Raw genomic sequence first — 15498 nt, forward strand, 5'->3', positions numbered from 1 at the left:
GATCTCGCCGCCCCTTGAGAATCCCAGCCTGTATGCCGCCCTTTTCAGGCTGGTGTATACCGCCCATTTGGCTGACGGATTTGATTTCGATATTTAATGTTTTATTTTAAATCATTATTGTATTTCAATATGATATAGGGTATACTGTGGTTGTTGGAATAGGACACGAGATGGCGTAAAGGGGGAGTGGAGAATGGTGTGTAAACAGTTGGCTCGCTGCTGTAAAATTTCTCTGGCAGGGGGCTGCCTCTGTTTGGCCGCCGTCTATCTGGTGGCGGTCCCCGGGGTGGCGACGGGTCTCCTGCGGCGGGCGCCGGAATTGGCGGACCGCTTTTGGCCCTGGCTGCTGCTGGTCGAGTCCACGGCGCTGCCCTGCATTTTGGTGGCCCTGTGGGGCTGGAAGCTGACAGGGGAGATCGGGCGGGGCAACGCCTTTTCCGGGGAGAGCGCCCGCCTGGTGAAGAGGGCCTCCACGGCCCTGCTGCTGGACGCTGCCCTCTTTCTCGCCGGCAATGTCGTCTATTTTTTGCTGGGTATCAGCCACTCTGCGGTCGCCCTTTTGGCCCTGTTTGTCTGTGCGGCGGCTGCGGTGTTCGGCCTGGCGGCGCGGGCCCTTGCCCAGCTGGTGGGCGAGGCCGCCCGGCTGCGGGAAGACAGCGAACTGGTGATTTGAGGTGAGGGTGTGATAGCGGTCAATTTGGATGTGGTGCTGGCGCAGCGAAAGATGACCCTGACGCAGTTGTCCCGGGAAGTCGGCGTCACCGTCGTCAACCTCTCGCTCTTAAAGACGGGAAAGGCCAAGGGGGTGCGCTTTTCCACCCTGGACAAAATCTGCCGGGCCCTGGACTGCCAGCCGGGCGACCTGTTGGAATGGCGCCCCGACCCCCAGCCGTAAGACCGGGGAAAACCGGGGAGAGACCCGCTCGGGCATTTGCCCCGGGCGGGTTTTGTGCTACAATGGCGATACCCCCCAAAACTGCCTTTTCAGGCCGGACAGGGGAGGAGAGGAGGCGCTTTTAGATGCTGGGACTTAAGCGGGGCACGGTGCAGCTGCTGCCCTATCAGGAGAGCTGGGCCGAGGAGGGAGCGCGGGCTGCCGCCCGCCTGCAGGAGCTGTTTGGCAGCGAGGCGGCGGACGTCCGCCACGTGGGCAGCACCTCGGTCAAGGGGCTGGCGGCAAAGCCCATCATCGACCTGGCGGTGGGGATGTGGGACCTGGGCCGGGCCAAGGCCCTGTACCCCGCCTTGGCCGCGGCGGGATTTGTTCACCGCCCCCATGTGGACGATCCGGACAGCCTCTTTTTGAGCGCCGGGGACGAGGGGGCCGACACCCGCACCCACCACGTCCACCTGGTGGAGTACGACGGCCGCCACTGGCGGGACTACTGCTATTTTTCCGACACCCTCAACCGGGACGAGGGGAAGCGGGCGACCTATCAGGCCCTTAAAGAGGGGCTGGCGGCCGCCAACAGCGCGGACAGGGTGGCCTACACCGAGGGGAAGGCGCAGTTCATCGAGGGGGTGCTGGCCGAGGGGCGGGTGCTGGAGGACACGGCGGTCACCTTTGCCGATCCCCCCTCGCCGGGGGATGTCCTCTTTGCGGTGGTGGTGGCCCGGCACCGGGGGCGGTGGGTCTTTTGCAAGCACCGCCGCCGCGATACCCTGGAACTGCCCGGCGGCCACCGGGAGCCGGGGGAGACCCCGGAGCAGGCCGCCCGGCGGGAGCTGTGGGAGGAGACCGGCGCCACCGACTTTGCCCTCAAAGAGGTGGGCCCTTACGCCGTGCGCCGGGGGGAGGGGAGGCCCAGCTACGGGGTGCTCTACCGGGCGGAGATCGCCGCCCTCGGCCCCCTGCCGCCCCATGAAATCGAGCGGGTGGAACTGTGTTCCGCCGTCCCCCGGCAGATGACCTACCCCCGCATTCAGCCCGCGCTGATGAAGCGGGCGGTGGCGGACGGCCGCGGAGAGGGGTGGTTGCGGTGAAGGGCGAGCCCACACAGACGCTGGTGCAGCGCCTGTGCGCAGGGGACGAAAGAGAGGGGTACGCCGCCCTAAAAGAGCTGTTGGAGCGCTCGCGGACAGGGCGGGAGGTTTCTCTCTATTGGGAGGAGCTGGCCGCCCTGCTGGGCAGTGCCAACAGTTACCGGCGCACCCGCGGGGCCCTTTTGCTGCTGCAAAACGCCCGCTGGGCAGAGGAGGAGCAGCTCGAGCGCTGGACGCCCCGGCTGTTGGCGCTGCTGCAAGAAGAGGAGCGGGCCACCGCCCTGCGCCAGTACCTGCGCGCCTGGGAGGGGGCCGCGCGCGACGTCCCCGCCCTGGCAGGCCCCCTCTGCCGGGTGTTGGAGGGCCTTGATTTTGGCCGCTACGGCGAGAGCATGGCCCCGCTGCTGCAGCGGGACAGGGAGCGGCTGCTGAGCGCTCTGCAGAGGGAAGGGGATGAGAGGGATGGATAGAGCCCTTTTTGCGCGGGCCGAGGCCTATATGGCGGCCTGCACCGACGGCGGGGTGCACGATGAAATGCACGTGCGCCGGGTGCTGGGATACGCCCTCTCCATTGCCGGGGAGATGCCCGAGGCCGACGGGGAGATCGTGGCCCTGGCCGCCCTCCTCCACGATGTGGGCCGCCCAGAGGAGAGGGCCGACCCCGCCCTCTGCCATGCCGAGGTGGGCAGCCAAAAGGCGCTGGATTTTCTGCTGGCGGAAGGCTATCCCCCGGCGCGGGCTCGCCGGGTGGCCGACTGCGTCCTCTGCCACCGCTATCGGGCTGACCGTCGGCCCGAGACGGTCGAGGCCAAGATCCTCTTTGATGCCGACAAACTGGACCAGACCGGCGCTCTGGGCGCAGCCCGGGTCATCCGCTTTGGGGGGCAGATCGGGGAGCCCCTCTACCAAGTCGGGGAAAGGGGCCGCCCCCTGCCCGGCGAAGAGGGGGAGGGCCCCTCTCTGCTGCGGGAGTACCGCCGCAAGCTGAAAGGCCTTGCCGGTCAGTTTTACACCCCTGCCGCCCAGGCGCTGGCCCGGGCCCGCCAGCCGGCGATGGACTGCTATTTTGCCGCCCTTGCCGCCGAGGCGGAGGAGGGTTGGGCGGCCGCTCAGCGCGCCCTCGCCCAGTTGCTGGGGGAGGGGTAACGGCCGAGCATACCGCCGAGATGCCGCCTGAAGGGGAGGGGGGCTGTTTGACGGGGCCAAGCGCCGCTTCGCCCTGGCCGGTCGGGGAAGGGGGCGCACGGTCTGCCCCCTGCGCCCCGCCAGACTTGCCCTTGCACCCCGCCGGGTCTGCCTTTGTACCCCGCTGAGCCTGCCCCTGCGCCCTGCCGAGCCTGCCCCTGCGCCCCACTAAGCCTGTCCTTGCGTCTCGCCGGGCTTGCCCCTACACCCTGCCGAGCCTACCATTGCACTCCGCCAGACTTGCCCTTGCATCCCGCCGGGTCTGCCCTTGCGCCCCGCCAGGCCTTCCCTTGCGCCCCGCCAGGCCTTCCCTTGCGCCCCGCCAGGCCTTCCCTTGCGCCCCGCCAGGCCTGTCAGACCCGTTCGTTCCCTATTTGACAGCTCGGTTTTTCCCAACAGGTTGACAGACGGTCGAGAGGCCGCGCACCCCTTGCCCGGGCGCGCGGCCTCTTTTATCGCCAAATCCGTCTATCGCAGTTCATCGGGGATGGGGCAGCCCTGGGCGACGATTTCGTCGCGCTCCCCCTCGGTGAGGTAGCCGTAGGCCACCATGGCGCCCAGCACGGCCCGCCAGCGCCCCTCCATCTGCTCGGGGTTATCAGCAAAGTAGCTGGGGGCCTGGGGTAGGGCGGCCAGAAACGCCGCCTGGGCCACTGTCAGCTCGCTGGGGGTGGTGTGGTAGTAGGCGCTGGCTTCGGCGATGCCGGTGCGCCCGTTGCCGAAATAGCTGGTGTTGCAGTAGAGCTCCAAAATCTCCTCCTTGGAGAGTTCGTGCTCCAACTTGAAGGCGAAGAAGACCTCGGTCACCTTGCGGGAAAGGCTCTGTTCCTGGGAGAGGTAGATATTTTTGCAGACCTGCTGGGTGATGGTACTGGCGCCCCCCACGATCCGCCCGTTCCAGAGGCTCTTCCAGAGGACCCGGCCGATGGAGATGATGTCGATCCCTCCGTGGGAGTAAAAGCGGTGGTCCTCGATGGCGACGATGGCCTTTTGAAAGTTTTCCGAGATCTCGCCGATGGGGACATACCCCTCTTCCCGGCGAAGGGCGGCCACCTTTTCGGCCACCGGCTCCGCCTCCACCCGTTGGCGGTAGTCGCCAAAGCAGGCGACGGAGAAGGCAGTCCCGGCGATGATGGCCAGGCCGAGCACAATGATCAGGGCGTTTCGCAGATAGCGCAAAAACCGCTTCATCCGGCATTCCTCCCCTCTGGGGCAGCTCTGTTTGCAGGGCCGCCTGTTTTTCTTGATTTCATTATAGGGCAAAACGGTTGCCTTTTCCATGGCCCTTTATTACAATAAGCTTACAGCTTTGCCACATATCCCGTGAAGTTTGAAAGGTGGTTTTACCGTGGTCACACACATTGTCTTTTGGAATTTGAAAGAGGTCCCAGAGGCCGAGCGGGCCGCCAGCGCCCGCAAGATGAAGGAACTGCTGGAGGGGCTGGTGGGCCGGGTGCCCGGCCTGCTCTCGGCGGGGGTGCACCAGAACTTCACCCCCGGCGGGTACGACCTCTGCTTGGTCTCCCAACTCACCGACCGGGCGGCTCTGGAGGGATACCAGGTCCACCCGGCTCACCTGGAGGTCAAAAAGTTTGTCCACAGCGTGGTCTGCCAGCGCGCGGCGGTAGACTACGAGGAGTAGCTGCCAGACAGGGGAGAAGGCGGGCGCCCGTTGCGGGGTGCCCGCCTTTTTTGCGCAGTTATTGGGGGAGGGCGAGCTCCACCGCCCCCGCGGGGCGGATGGAGAGGGATCGGCAGCAGTCGGGCCCCAGCGCCCCCTCCATGGCGCTGCAAAAGGGGGCGGCCAGCTCGTTGGGGAGCAAGACCAGGGCGGTCCCGCCAAAGCCGCCCCCGTGGACCCGGTAGGCCCCCTGTCCGGCTAGCAGCCGGTCGCAGAGGGCAAGGGCCGCCGTCAGGGGCTGGCTGCGGGGCCGAGCGGGGGAGTAGAGGTTTTGCAGGTAAAAGGCGGAGGAGCGCCCCGATTGGCGCACCAGCTGCAAAAAGGTGCAAAAATCCCCCTGGGCAAGGGCCTCCGCCTCCTGCGCGGCCCGCCGGTCCTCCCTAAAAAAGTGGGCGGCCCGCAGGACCGGCCGTTCCCCCAGGGCCTGCGTCAGGGCGGCCCAGTTGGCGTAGAGGGCCTCTTCCTCCACCTGGCACAGCTGCTCCCGGCCAAACCAGGCGGCCACCTCCCCCATCTCCCGGGGGATGGCGGCGTAGTCCTCGGTCAAGTCGGCGTGGCTGCTGCCGGTCGCCACCAGGCAGAGCTGGTGGCCGCTGTCCTCCCAGCGGCAGGAGAGGGGGGTGACGGCGGGGCGGAGGGGGTCGGCGAAATCCAGCTGGGCGATCCCCCCCACCGCGCTGGCCACCTGGTCCATCATCCCGCAGGGCTTGCCGAAGTAGTCGCTCTCGGCCCGCTGGCCGATCGCCGCCAGTTCCAGCGGGGTGCGCCCGCCCTCAAACAGCCCGTTCAGGGCGGCGGCTACCGCCACCTCAAAGGCGGCAGAGGAAGAGAGCCCGCTGCCCGGCAACACGTCGGAGAGGGCGTAAAGCCGCGCCCCGCCCAGGGCGCAGCCCCCTTTTTGCAGCCCGGCGGCGACCCCCCGCAGCAGAGCGGCGGTGGTCCCCCTCTCCGCCGGGCGGGGGGCGAGGTCGGAAAGCGCCACCCGGCAGGGGGAGAACCCCTCGGACACCAGTTCGATGACCTCCCCCTCGGCGGGGGCGGCGATCACCAGCGTGTCCAGGTCGACGGCGGCGCAGAGCACCCGCCCACCCTGGTGGTCGGTGTGATTGCCCCCCAGTTCGGTGCGCCCCGGGGCCGAGAAGAGGCGCACCGGCCCCTGTTCCCGCCACTGGGCGGCAAAGCCAGCCAGCCCCCGCGCCAGCCGCCCCCGCTGCCGCGCCGCGTGTCCGGGGGACAGCCGCTCCAACTGTTCATCCAGCGCTCTGCGCTCCAGAGCCTCTTTCCACTGCGCAATGGTAGCCATTGGTCCGCCTCCTCTTGGTGCCGTTTTTTACAGTTTACGGCAGCGCGTCCCGTTTGGCAAGTCCCCCTTTCCTTTCGGCCGGTTTCCTGCTATACTAATTGGAAAAACGAGTCGAAAAGGAGCGCATCATGAAAACTTTTATGCGGGAATTTAAGGCCTTTGCCCTGCGCGGCAACGTGGTCGACATGGCGGTGGGCATCCTCATCGGCGGCGCCTTCTCGGGCATTGTCACCGCCCTGACGGCCAACTTTATCAACCCCATTTTGAACGTGGTCACCGGCAGCGCCACCTACGGCCTGGCGGACGTCGCCGGCTTTGCCTCGGCCTTTCTCTCGGCGGTCCTCAACTTCCTCTTGATCGCCCTGGTGCTCTTTTGCATCCTCAAGGCCGTCAACAAGGTCACCTCGCTGGGGAAGCGGGAGCAGGCGCCCGAAGCGCCCCGGGAAAAGACCTGTCCCTACTGCAGGGAGAAAATTGCCGTTGAAGCCACCCGCTGCCCCCACTGCACCTCGGTCCTGGAGGAGCAGCCGCAGGAGGCGGTCCTCTAAAAGAAAAAGCCCCTGCTCGCCCTTCGAGCAGGGGCTTTTTGCCGCCAAAAGGGTGATCTACACCCGCAGCATCCGATAGCCCACCCCCACGTGGGTCTGAATGTACTGGGGGGCGGAGGGGTCCTTTTCGATCTTCTTGCGCAGGGTGGCCATGAATACCCGCAGCGAGGCCACGTCGTTTTCCCAGGCGCTGCCCCACACCTCCCTCGTGATGTAGGAGTGGGTCAGCACCTTGCCCACGTTTTTGGCCAGCAGGCAGAGCAGCTTGTACTCGATGGGGGTCAGGTGGATCTCCTCGCCCCCCAGGTAGACACAGCCGGCGGCGTAGTCGATTTTGAGCTCGCCGTTTTCAAAGACGGCCCCGTCCTGGCTGCCGCCGCTGCCCCCGTGCAGCCGGCGAAAGGTGACCCGCAGCCGGGCCAGCAGCTCCTCCACCGAAAAGGGCTTGGTCAGGTAGTCGTCCGCCCCGGCGTCCAGCGCCTCGATCTTGTCGGTGTCCTCGCTGCGGGCGCTGATGACGATGATGGGGGTGTTCGACCAGCTGCGGATTTTTTGGATCACCTGAACGCCGTCGGTGTCCGGCAGCCCCAGGTCCAGAAGGATCACGTCGGGGTTGTGGGAGGCGGCCTCCAGGATGGCGGCTTCCCCGGTGGGGGCGGCGTGGTGTTTGTAGTCGTGAGCCTCCAGGGTGGTGGAGATCAGGTTGCGGACGGCGGGGTCGTCCTCCACCACCAAAATCAGCGGTTTATTGTTCATGCAGCGTTACCTCCTCGATGGGCAGTGTAAAGGAAAATACGGTTCCGTGGGGGGTGTTGTCGGCCACGGCGATCTCGCCGCCGTGGGCGGTGACGATGGACTTGCAGAGGGCCAGCCCCAACCCCATGCTCCGGCGGCTGTCGGCCACCCCCGAGTTGACGGTGTAAAACATGTCGAAGATGCGCGCTTTGGCGCTGTCGGGGATGCCTTCGCCGTCGTCGGCCACCGAAATGACCGCCCACCGCCCTTTGCGGACGGCCGAGACAGCGATGGTCGAGCCGACCGGGGTGTACTTGATGGCGTTGTCCACCAGGTTGATGAGGACCTGCACAATGAGGCGGGCATCCATCTTTGCCAGCAGGAACTCGTCGGGGAAGTGGGTCTGGATGTGGTGTTCGGCGCTCTTGCGGCTCACATGGCGCAGCGCTTCACCCACCACCTCCTCCACTAGTTCGGCCGTCGGGTTCAGGCGCATGGTGCCGTCCTCGATCTTGGTCACCGAGAGCAGGTTTTCCACCAGGTTGATCAGCCAGAGGGAGTCCTCGTAGATGTCGCTGTAGAGCTGCCGGCGCTGGCCCTCGTCCAGGTTTTTCTCGCTCTCCAGCAGCACACCGGCGCTGCCGGAGATGGAGGTGAGGGGGGTGCGCAGGTCATGGGAGATGGAGCGCAGCAGGTTGGCCCGCAGCTGTTCGTTCTTGGCCAGCACGGCCGCCGCCTCCCGCTCCCGCATGGCGTTCTCGCTCTCCAGCGCCAGGGCGCACTCCCCCAGGATGGAGAGCATGATGCTGTTTTCATAGGCGTCCAGGGGCTCGCCGTCCAGGGCGATGCCCGCCACCCCGTAGACCACCTCGTTGACCCGCACCGCCAGGTAGAGGCATTTGGCGCTGCCCAGGGTGCCGGTGCTGGCCCCGGCGCGCTTGTTGTTTTGAAAGACCCAGGCGGCCACCGCCCGCTCGTTTTCGGCGGTGAGTTCGGCCCGGGGCGCCCCGCCCTGGGCGGGGAAGGAGAGGGGGTCGCCCACCCTGCCGTCCCGGGCGGGGTAGAAGACCACGTCCCGCCGCAACAGCTTTACCAGCTGCCCGGCCACTGTGCCGATGATCGCCTCCCGGCTGTCGCAGCGCTGCAGCAGTTGGTTTGTCTCCAGCAGGGTCTTGGTGCGATAGGCGGTCTCCACCGAGCGGCGGGCCTGCTGTTTGAGCCGCCCGGCCAGGGTGCTGGTGAGAAAGGCGGCGATGAACATGATGGCGAAGGTGGCGGGGTAGCCCCTGTCGTAGGCCGCCAGGGTGTAGCGCGGCACGGTAAAAAAGTAGTTGAAGGTGAGCACGCTCACCGCCGACGAGACCAGGCTGTACACCCGCTTTTTGGTGATGACCGCCGTCAGCAGCACCCCGAGGATGTAGACGGTGATGATGTTGACCTCGGTAAAGCCCAGCCGCTCGAAGAGAAAGCCCACCGCCGTGGCCCCGGCCAGCAGGGCCGCGCTCTTGAGCAGGTCGGGCCCCACCTTGCCGGTGCGGCGCTGGCGCACCCGCTTGGCCCGGTAGTACCCGGCGATGTCGTCGGGGATGATGTGGATGTCCAGGTTGGGGGCGGCGGCGATCAGCCGGTCGGTGAGGCTGGGCCCCCGCCAGGGGTACTTGCGGCGGGTGCTGCTGCGGCCGATGACGATCTTTGACACCCCCGACACCCGGGCGAACTCGGCGATCTGAAAGGGGACGTCCTCGCCGTATACGGTCTCCACCGAGGCCCCCAATTGCCCCGCCAGGTGGATGTTCTCCCGCAGCTGGGCCCGGTCCTGCACACTGAGACTGGGGAAGTCGGGCGTCTCGACGAAGAGGGCGGTCAAGCTGCCCTTGAAGGCCCCCGCCATCCGGGCGGCGGTGCGGATGCACTTGGCGTTGGAGGGGGAGGGGGAGAGGCAGACGAGAATGTGCTCATCGGTGCAGTAGCCGCCCTCCTCGGCCAGCCGCACCCGCTCGGCCAGCCGGTTGATGCGGTCGGCGCAGCGGCGCAGGGCGATCTCCCGCAGGGCCGTCAGGTTTTTCTCGTCAAAAAAGTTGACCAGCGCCCGCTGGGCCTGCTCCTCCCGGTAGATCTTTCCCGCCTGCAGCCGCTCCATCAGCTCCTGCGGCTCGATGTCCACCAGCTCCACCTGGTCGGCGCCGTCGAACACCCGGTCGGGGATGCGCTCTCGCACCGTCACCCCGGTGATGGCCGCCACCGTGTCGTAGAGGCTCTCGATGTGCTGCACATTGACGGTGGTGTAGACGTCGATGCCCGCCCCCAGCAGTTCGTCCACGTCCTGGTAGCGCTTTTGGTGGCGGCAGCAGTCGGCGTTGGTGTGGGCCAGTTCGTCCACCAGCATCAACTGGGGGCGGCGGGCGATGGCCGCGTCCAAATCGAATTCCCGCAGGGCGATGCCCCGGTGCTCCACCGTCAGGGGGGGCAGTTGTTCCAGCCCCTTTAAAAGGGCGGTGGTGGCGGGGCGGGCATGGGGCTCCACATATCCGGCCACCACGTCGACCCCCCGCCGCCGGGCCGCCTGTGCGGCTTTGAGCATGGCGTAGGTCTTGCCCACCCCGGCGGCGTAGCCGAAAAAGATTTTCAGCCGCCCCCGCTGTTTGGCCCGCTCCTCCCGCCGGATTTGGCGGAGAAAATCCTCTGGGTCCCTCCTCGTCTCCTCCAAGCGACAACCCTCCTTTTTTCCTTACGCTATTTTAACACGAAATCCCCTAAGCGCAGCATAAGGACTGCGTTTAGGGGATTAAAATTTCATTAAGATGGCCCGCCTTCTCGGCGGGGGGAAGGTATGCCCGCTTTCCCTGAAGCGCTGGTCTGCCGCCCTGTGCGGGGACGACCGGACGCGGGCGGCGGCGCGGCCCTTTCCCGATTTTGCTCCGCACCGCTCGGGGCGAACGCCCTCAACCGGGAAGGGGGGATGTTGGCAGCCAACGGGTCCGCCCTTCCCCCCGGGTGAAGCGCGCCATTCTGGAAAAGCGGCCCATGCTCTGGTTTGCGGCCTGCCGTCTGCACCCCCGCGCAGGGGGGAGCTGTCGGTCCTCCGCTCTCCGCCCTGCGGGTTTTGGGCCCGCCCTCTCGGCGGCAGGGATCAGAGGATGCCGTCCAGGCGCAGATTGACCTCCAGCACATTGACCCGCTCCTCGCCGAAGAGGCCCAAAAACCGGCCGTCGGTGCAATCTTTGATGATGTCGCGCACCTCGTCCTCGCTCCTGCCGGTGGCGCGGGCCAACCGGGGCACCTGGTACTCGGCTGCGGCGGGGGAGATATGGGGGTCAAGGCCGCTGCCCGAACAGGTCACTAGATCTACCGGGATGGGGGTGTCGCCCCGCTCGGGGTCGGCCGCCCGCAGTTTTTCCACCCGCTGGGCCACCAGCTGCTCATACTCCTCGCTGGCGGGGCTCAGGTTGGAGGGGACGGCGTAGAGCAGCGCCTTCCCGTCCTCGTCGCGGTAGGTGCTCACGTCCAGCTTCATGATGCGGCCCCACATGTGGCCCTCATCGGTGTACTGCTGCCCCAGCAGCTCGCTGCCGTAGCGCTTGCCGTCCACCTCGATGATGCTGCCGTTTGCCTGGTGGGGAAAGAAAATTTGGGCGATGCCGGTGACGGCCAGGGTGTAGAGCACCCCGCAGACCACCGTGAACACCAGCAGGAGCATGGCTGCCCGGGGCAGGATGGACTTGATTTTTTTCACAGAAATTCCCTCCGTTTGCAGTGATTTGAAAGGACCGGCCGCCTATGCCAGCCCCAAGAGGACCAGCAGCAGGTCGATGAGTTTGATGAAGACAAAGGGGGCAACGATGCCGCCGAGGCCGTAGATAAGCAGGTTTTGGGAGAGCAGCTTGCCGGCCGATACCTCCCGGTACTTGACCCCCTTCAGGGCCAGGGGGATCAGGGCGATGATGATGAGGGCGTTGTAGATGATGGCCGAGAGGATCGCGCTCTGGGGCGAGTGCAGCCCCATGATGTTCAGCGCCGCCAGTCCCGGGTAGAGCCCGGTGAAAAGCGCCGGGATGATGGCGAAGTACTTGGCCACGTCGTTGGCGATGGAGAAGGTGGTCAGGCTGCCCCGGGTCATCAACAGCTGTTTGCCGATGCGCACGATGTCGATGAGCTTGGTGGGGGAGGAGTCCAGATCCACCATGTTGCCGGCCTCTTTGGCCGCCTGGGTGCCGCTGTTCATGGCCACGGCCACATCGGCCTGGGCCAGGGCGGGGGCGTCGTTGGTGCCGTCGCCGGTCATGGCCACCAGGTGGCCGCCGGCCTGAAAGTCGCGGATCATCTTCAGTTTCCCCTCGGGGGTGGCCTCGGCCAAAAAGTCGTCCACCCCGGCTTCGGCGGCGATGGCCGCCGCCGTGAGGGGGTTGTCGCCGGTGATCATGATGGTCTTGATCCCCATCTTGCGCAGGTCGGCAAACCGCTCTTTGACCCCTTTTTTGATGATGTCTTTGAGGTGGATGACCCCGAGGAACCGGTGGTCTTTGGCCACCACCAGGGGGGTGCCCCCCTGCTCGGAAATCTGGCGCACCACCTGTTCGCAGGCCTCGCTGTACCGGCCGCCGCCGGCGAGGACATAGGCCTTGACCGCCTCGGCGGCGCCCTTGCGGATCTCGCTGCCGCCGAAGTCGACGCCGCTCATCCGGGTCTTGGCGGTGAAGGGGATAAAGGTCATCCCCTTGTCAGAGAGACTGCGCCCCCGCAGGCCAAAGCGCTCTTTGGCGAGCACCACCACGCTGCGCCCCTCGGGGGTCTCATCGGCCAGGGAGGACAGCTGCGCCGCGTCGGCCAGCTCCTCCGGGGCGGTGCCGTCCACCGGGATGAAGGCGTGCGCCTGCCGGTTGCCCAGGGTGATGGTGCCGGTTTTGTCCAGCATCAGGATGTCCACGTCCCCGGCGGCCTCGATGGCCCGGCCGCTCATGGCCAGGACGTTTGCCTGGTTGAGCCGGCTCATCCCGGCAATGCCGATGGCCGAGAGGAGCGCGCCGATGGTGGTGGGCGCCAGGCAGACCAGCAGGGCCACCAGGGTGGTGACCGAGGTGGGGTTTTCGATCCCCGCCTGGTTGGCCGAGAAGAGGGAGTAGGTGTAAAGGGAGAGGGTCACCAGGATGAAGATGATAGAGAGGGCCACCAGAAAGATTTGCAGGGCGATCTCATTGGGGGTCTTTTTCCGGGCCGCCCCTTCCACCATGGCGATCATCTTGTCCAGAAAGCTCTGGCCGGGGTCGCTGGTGACCTGCACCACCATCCAGTCCGAGAGGACGGTGGTGCCCCCGGTGACAGCGCTCCGGTCGCCGCCCGCCTCGCGGATGACCGGGGCCGACTCGCCGGTGATGGCGCTCTCGTCCACCGAGGCGGCCCCCTCGATGACCTCGCCGTCGGCGGGGATGGTCTCGCCCGCCTGCACCAGCACGATGTCCCCCTTCCTCAGCTGGGACGAGGGGCACTCGCACCCCTCATCCTTGCGCTCGGCAGAGGGGATCTTGCGGGCGCTCACCTCTCTCTTCGAGGCGCGCAGGGCGTCGGCCTGGGCCTTGCCCCGGCCCTCGGCAATGGCCTCGGCAAAGTTTGCAAACAAGACGGTGAACCAGAGGATGACGGCGATGGCCAGGGTGTAGCCCGACGGGGCGTCACCGATGCCGAAGAGGGAGAACCCCCAGAGGGCGGTGGTCAGGATGGCGGAGATGTAAACCAGCAGCATGACGGGGTTTTGAGCCTGCGTCCGAGGCGCCAGCTTCACAAATGAGTCCTTGACCGCCCGCAGGACCATCGCCCGGTCCATGAGGGCGCTCTTTTTTGTTTTTGTCACAGGAAAGGCCTCCTTTACGCGATGCTGCCGAAGAACTCGGCAATGGGCCCCAGGGCCAGGGCGGGGAAGAAGCTCAGGGCGCCCACCAGCAGCACCACGAAGATGAGCAAAAAGACAAACATCCCGTTGGTGGTGGAGAGGGTGCCCGCCGTCACCGCCAGCCTCTTCTTCTTGGCGAGACTGCCGGCGATGGCCAGGGTGCCGACGACCGGCACGAACCGGACAAAGAGCATGACCAGCCCCAGGGAGAGGTTCAAAAAGACGGTGTTGGCGTTGAGCCCCGCAAAGGCGGAGCCGTTGTTCCCCCCTGCGGAGGAGAAGGCGTACAGCACCTCGGAAAAGCCGTGTGCCCCGGTGTTGCCAAGGCTCTCCACCACCTGGGGGAGGGCGGCGGCGATGCCGCTGCCGACCAGGATGGCCACCGGGGTGGCCAGACAGACCACCACCGCCCACTTCATCTCATAGGGCTCGATCTTCTTGCCCAGAAATTCGGGGGTGCGCCCCACCATCAGCCCGGCGATAAAGACGGCGAGGATGGCAAAGGCCAGCATTCCGTAAAGGCCGCAGCCGGTGCCGCCGAAGACGACCTCGCCCAGCTGCATTAGGAGCATGGGGATCATCCCCCCCAGGGGGGTGAAACTGTCGTGCATGGCGTTGACCGAGCCGTTGGAGGCGGCGGTGGTAAAGACCGCCCAGGTGGAGGAGGTGGCGATGCCGAAGCGGGTCTCCTTGCCCTCCATGTTGCCGCCGGCCTGCTGTACGGCCGACAGGTCTACCGCCCCGCTCTGGGCCAGTTGGGGGGTGGCCATCTGCTCGTTGACGGCCACCACCGCCAGGGCGGTGACCAGGCAGAGGAACATGGCCAGGAAGATGGCGACGCCCTGCTTTTTGTTCTTCACACACCGGCCGAAGGTGAAGCAGAGGGCCGCCGGGATCAACAGCAGCGAGATCATCTCCAGCAGGTTGGTAAAGGGGCTGGGGTTTTCCAGCGGGTGGGCCGAGTTGACCCCCATAAAGCCGCCGCCGTTGGTGCCCGACTGTTTGATGGCCACCTGGCTGGCAGCCGGACCCATGGGCACAAACTGTTCGGTCACGATCTGGGTCCCCTCGACTGTCCGGCCGCCAAGGGTCACGGTGCCGGTTTCCAGGTCGATGTCGGCCCCCTCCAAGATCTCCCCCTCAGAGCTCACCGCCACCGGTTCCAGCAGGGAGACGGTCTGGGCGGGCTTCCAGCTCTGGATCACCCCGCCGGCCACCAGGCAGACGGCCAGCACCAGGTTTAGGGGCAGCAGGATGTGGACGGTGATGCGGGTCATGTCCACCCAGAAGCTGCCCAACCCCTCTCTCTTCACCTGGATCAGCCCGCGGATGAGGGCGAACAGGACGGCGATGCCCACCGCGGCCGAGAGGAAGTTTTGCACCGTCAGCCCCAGGGCCTGGGTCAGGTAGCTCAGGGTGCTCTCGCCGGTGTAGGACTGCCAGTTGGTGTTGGTCACGAAACTGACGGCGGTGTTAAAGGACAGGTGCCAGCCCACCCCCGGCAGGTTTTGGGGGTTTCCGGGCAGCACGCCCTGCAGCAGTTGCAGCAGAAAGAGGATGGCCAGGCTGATCCCGGAAAAGAGGAGTACGCTGGCCGCGTACCGCTTCCACCCCATCTGCTCGCCAGGGTCGACCCGCATCACCCTGTAGACCGCCCGCTCGCAGGGGGTCAGGAGGCGGGATAAAAAGGTCTTTTCCCCCTTCATCACCTTGGCGATGTAGCTGCCCAGGGGGATGGCCAGGGCGACGAGCACCGCCAGGTAGAGGATGTATTGCAAAATGGTTCCCATCACTGTTTGTCACCTCTCATCAAAATTGCGACGTAGTAAATCAAAAGGATGACCGCGATCCCTCCGATCGCGGCAACAAGTATTTCCATTTTTCGATTCCCTCCTCTCCTTGTCAAAGTTTAGCGCGGAGTCCCTAAAAAGAGTGTTAGGGGCTCCGCGCGGGAAATTAAGAAAGGATTAAGACGGCTGCAGTTCCTGTCACAGACAGCCGAACAGCCAGGCGATGGGGAAGGCGATCACCGCCGCCAGCAGAAAGACCGCCGCCAACAGCCCCAAGGGCATGGCCAGCCAGAGCAGCCCGTAGCTCAAATAGGGGTGCTGTGCCATCCAGCGGCCCAGCCGCCGGTCTAAAGAAGACTGTCTGCAAAGGGAAATTACACGGCTCATCA

General features: G+C 66.0%; 15 protein-coding genes. 7 read left to right on the forward strand and 8 right to left on the reverse strand.

Going from position 1 to position 15498, the window contains the following annotated elements; all coding sequences use genetic code 11:
* The first annotated feature begins 193 nt into the window (after positions 1–193).
* The 5 genes from BN3266_RS09265 to BN3266_RS09285 all read left to right on the forward strand — a co-directional run bounded on the left by BN3266_RS09265 (position 194) and on the right by BN3266_RS09285 (position 3129).
* Complete coding sequence (locus BN3266_RS09265; RefSeq protein WP_082671770.1) at positions 194–673, forward strand: DUF2975 domain-containing protein; 480 nt, start codon at positions 194–196, stop codon at positions 671–673.
* Positions 674–682: 9 nt separating this feature from the next.
* Positions 683–895, forward strand: a complete 213-nt coding sequence (locus BN3266_RS09270) for a helix-turn-helix domain-containing protein (RefSeq protein ID WP_059004930.1) — start codon at positions 683–685, stop codon at positions 893–895.
* Positions 896–1020: 125 nt separating this feature from the next.
* Complete coding sequence (locus BN3266_RS13600; protein WP_082671771.1) at positions 1021–1983, forward strand: GrpB family protein; 963 nt, start codon at positions 1021–1023, stop codon at positions 1981–1983.
* A complete protein-coding gene (locus tag BN3266_RS09280) occupies positions 1980–2453 on the forward strand; it encodes a hypothetical protein (RefSeq protein WP_059004931.1) in 474 nt (157 codons plus the stop codon). Before BN3266_RS13600 ends, BN3266_RS09280 begins: the two co-directional genes overlap by 4 nt.
* Positions 2446–3129, forward strand: coding sequence for an HD domain-containing protein (locus BN3266_RS09285; RefSeq protein ID WP_059004932.1), 684 nt, complete (start codon positions 2446–2448; stop codon positions 3127–3129). Before BN3266_RS09280 ends, BN3266_RS09285 begins: the two co-directional genes overlap by 8 nt.
* Before the next feature lie 507 nt (positions 3130–3636).
* Here BN3266_RS09285 and BN3266_RS09290 read toward each other — a convergent pair.
* Positions 3637–4359: a transglycosylase domain-containing protein gene (locus tag BN3266_RS09290; protein ID WP_075109778.1), complete on the reverse strand. Its 723-nt coding sequence runs from the start codon at positions 4357–4359 to the stop codon at positions 3637–3639.
* 157 nt (positions 4360–4516) lie between these two features.
* Between BN3266_RS09290 and BN3266_RS09295 the strand changes: the two genes are divergently transcribed.
* Positions 4517–4810, forward strand: coding sequence for a Dabb family protein (locus tag BN3266_RS09295; protein WP_059004934.1), 294 nt, complete (start codon positions 4517–4519; stop codon positions 4808–4810).
* 58 nt (positions 4811–4868) lie between these two features.
* On the opposite strand, the gene BN3266_RS09300 is transcribed toward BN3266_RS09295, so the two are convergent.
* Positions 4869–6152, reverse strand: coding sequence for a galactokinase (locus BN3266_RS09300; RefSeq protein WP_059004935.1), 1284 nt, complete (start codon positions 6150–6152; stop codon positions 4869–4871).
* Positions 6153–6280: 128 nt separating this feature from the next.
* On the opposite strand from BN3266_RS09300, the gene mscL reads away from it, so the two are divergent.
* Positions 6281–6700, forward strand: coding sequence for a large conductance mechanosensitive channel protein MscL (gene mscL, locus BN3266_RS09305; protein ID WP_059004936.1), 420 nt, complete (start codon positions 6281–6283; stop codon positions 6698–6700).
* 57 nt (positions 6701–6757) lie between these two features.
* On the opposite strand, the gene BN3266_RS09310 is transcribed toward mscL, so the two are convergent.
* The 6 genes from BN3266_RS09310 to BN3266_RS13925 form a co-directional block, all read right to left on the reverse strand.
* Positions 6758–7456, reverse strand: coding sequence for a response regulator (locus BN3266_RS09310; protein WP_021661234.1), 699 nt, complete (start codon positions 7454–7456; stop codon positions 6758–6760).
* Positions 7446–10142, reverse strand: a complete 2697-nt coding sequence (locus tag BN3266_RS09315; protein ID WP_059004937.1) for a sensor histidine kinase — start codon at positions 10140–10142, stop codon at positions 7446–7448. Before BN3266_RS09315 ends, BN3266_RS09310 begins: the two co-directional genes overlap by 11 nt.
* A 423-nt stretch (positions 10143–10565) precedes the next feature.
* Positions 10566–11168, reverse strand: coding sequence for a potassium-transporting ATPase subunit KdpC (gene kdpC, locus BN3266_RS09320; RefSeq protein WP_059004938.1), 603 nt, complete (start codon positions 11166–11168; stop codon positions 10566–10568).
* Positions 11169–11210: 42 nt separating this feature from the next.
* A complete protein-coding gene (kdpB, locus tag BN3266_RS09325) occupies positions 11211–13280 on the reverse strand; it encodes a potassium-transporting ATPase subunit KdpB (protein WP_075109732.1) in 2070 nt (689 codons plus the stop codon).
* Positions 13281–13294: 14 nt separating this feature from the next.
* Positions 13295–15112, reverse strand: a complete 1818-nt coding sequence (gene kdpA, locus BN3266_RS09330; protein ID WP_368013952.1) for a potassium-transporting ATPase subunit KdpA — start codon at positions 15110–15112, stop codon at positions 13295–13297.
* Positions 15113–15307: 195 nt separating this feature from the next.
* The gene (locus tag BN3266_RS13925; RefSeq protein ID WP_044993423.1) at positions 15308–15496 is read right to left on the reverse strand and encodes a hypothetical protein; all 189 of its coding nucleotides are present in this window, start codon (positions 15494–15496) and stop codon (positions 15308–15310) included.
* Positions 15497–15498: the final 2 nt, after the last annotated feature.

This window comes from Bittarella massiliensis (ex Durand et al. 2017) (genome assembly GCF_001486165.1).
GTDB classification, from domain to species: Bacteria; Bacillota; Clostridia; order Oscillospirales; family Ruminococcaceae; genus Bittarella; species Bittarella massiliensis.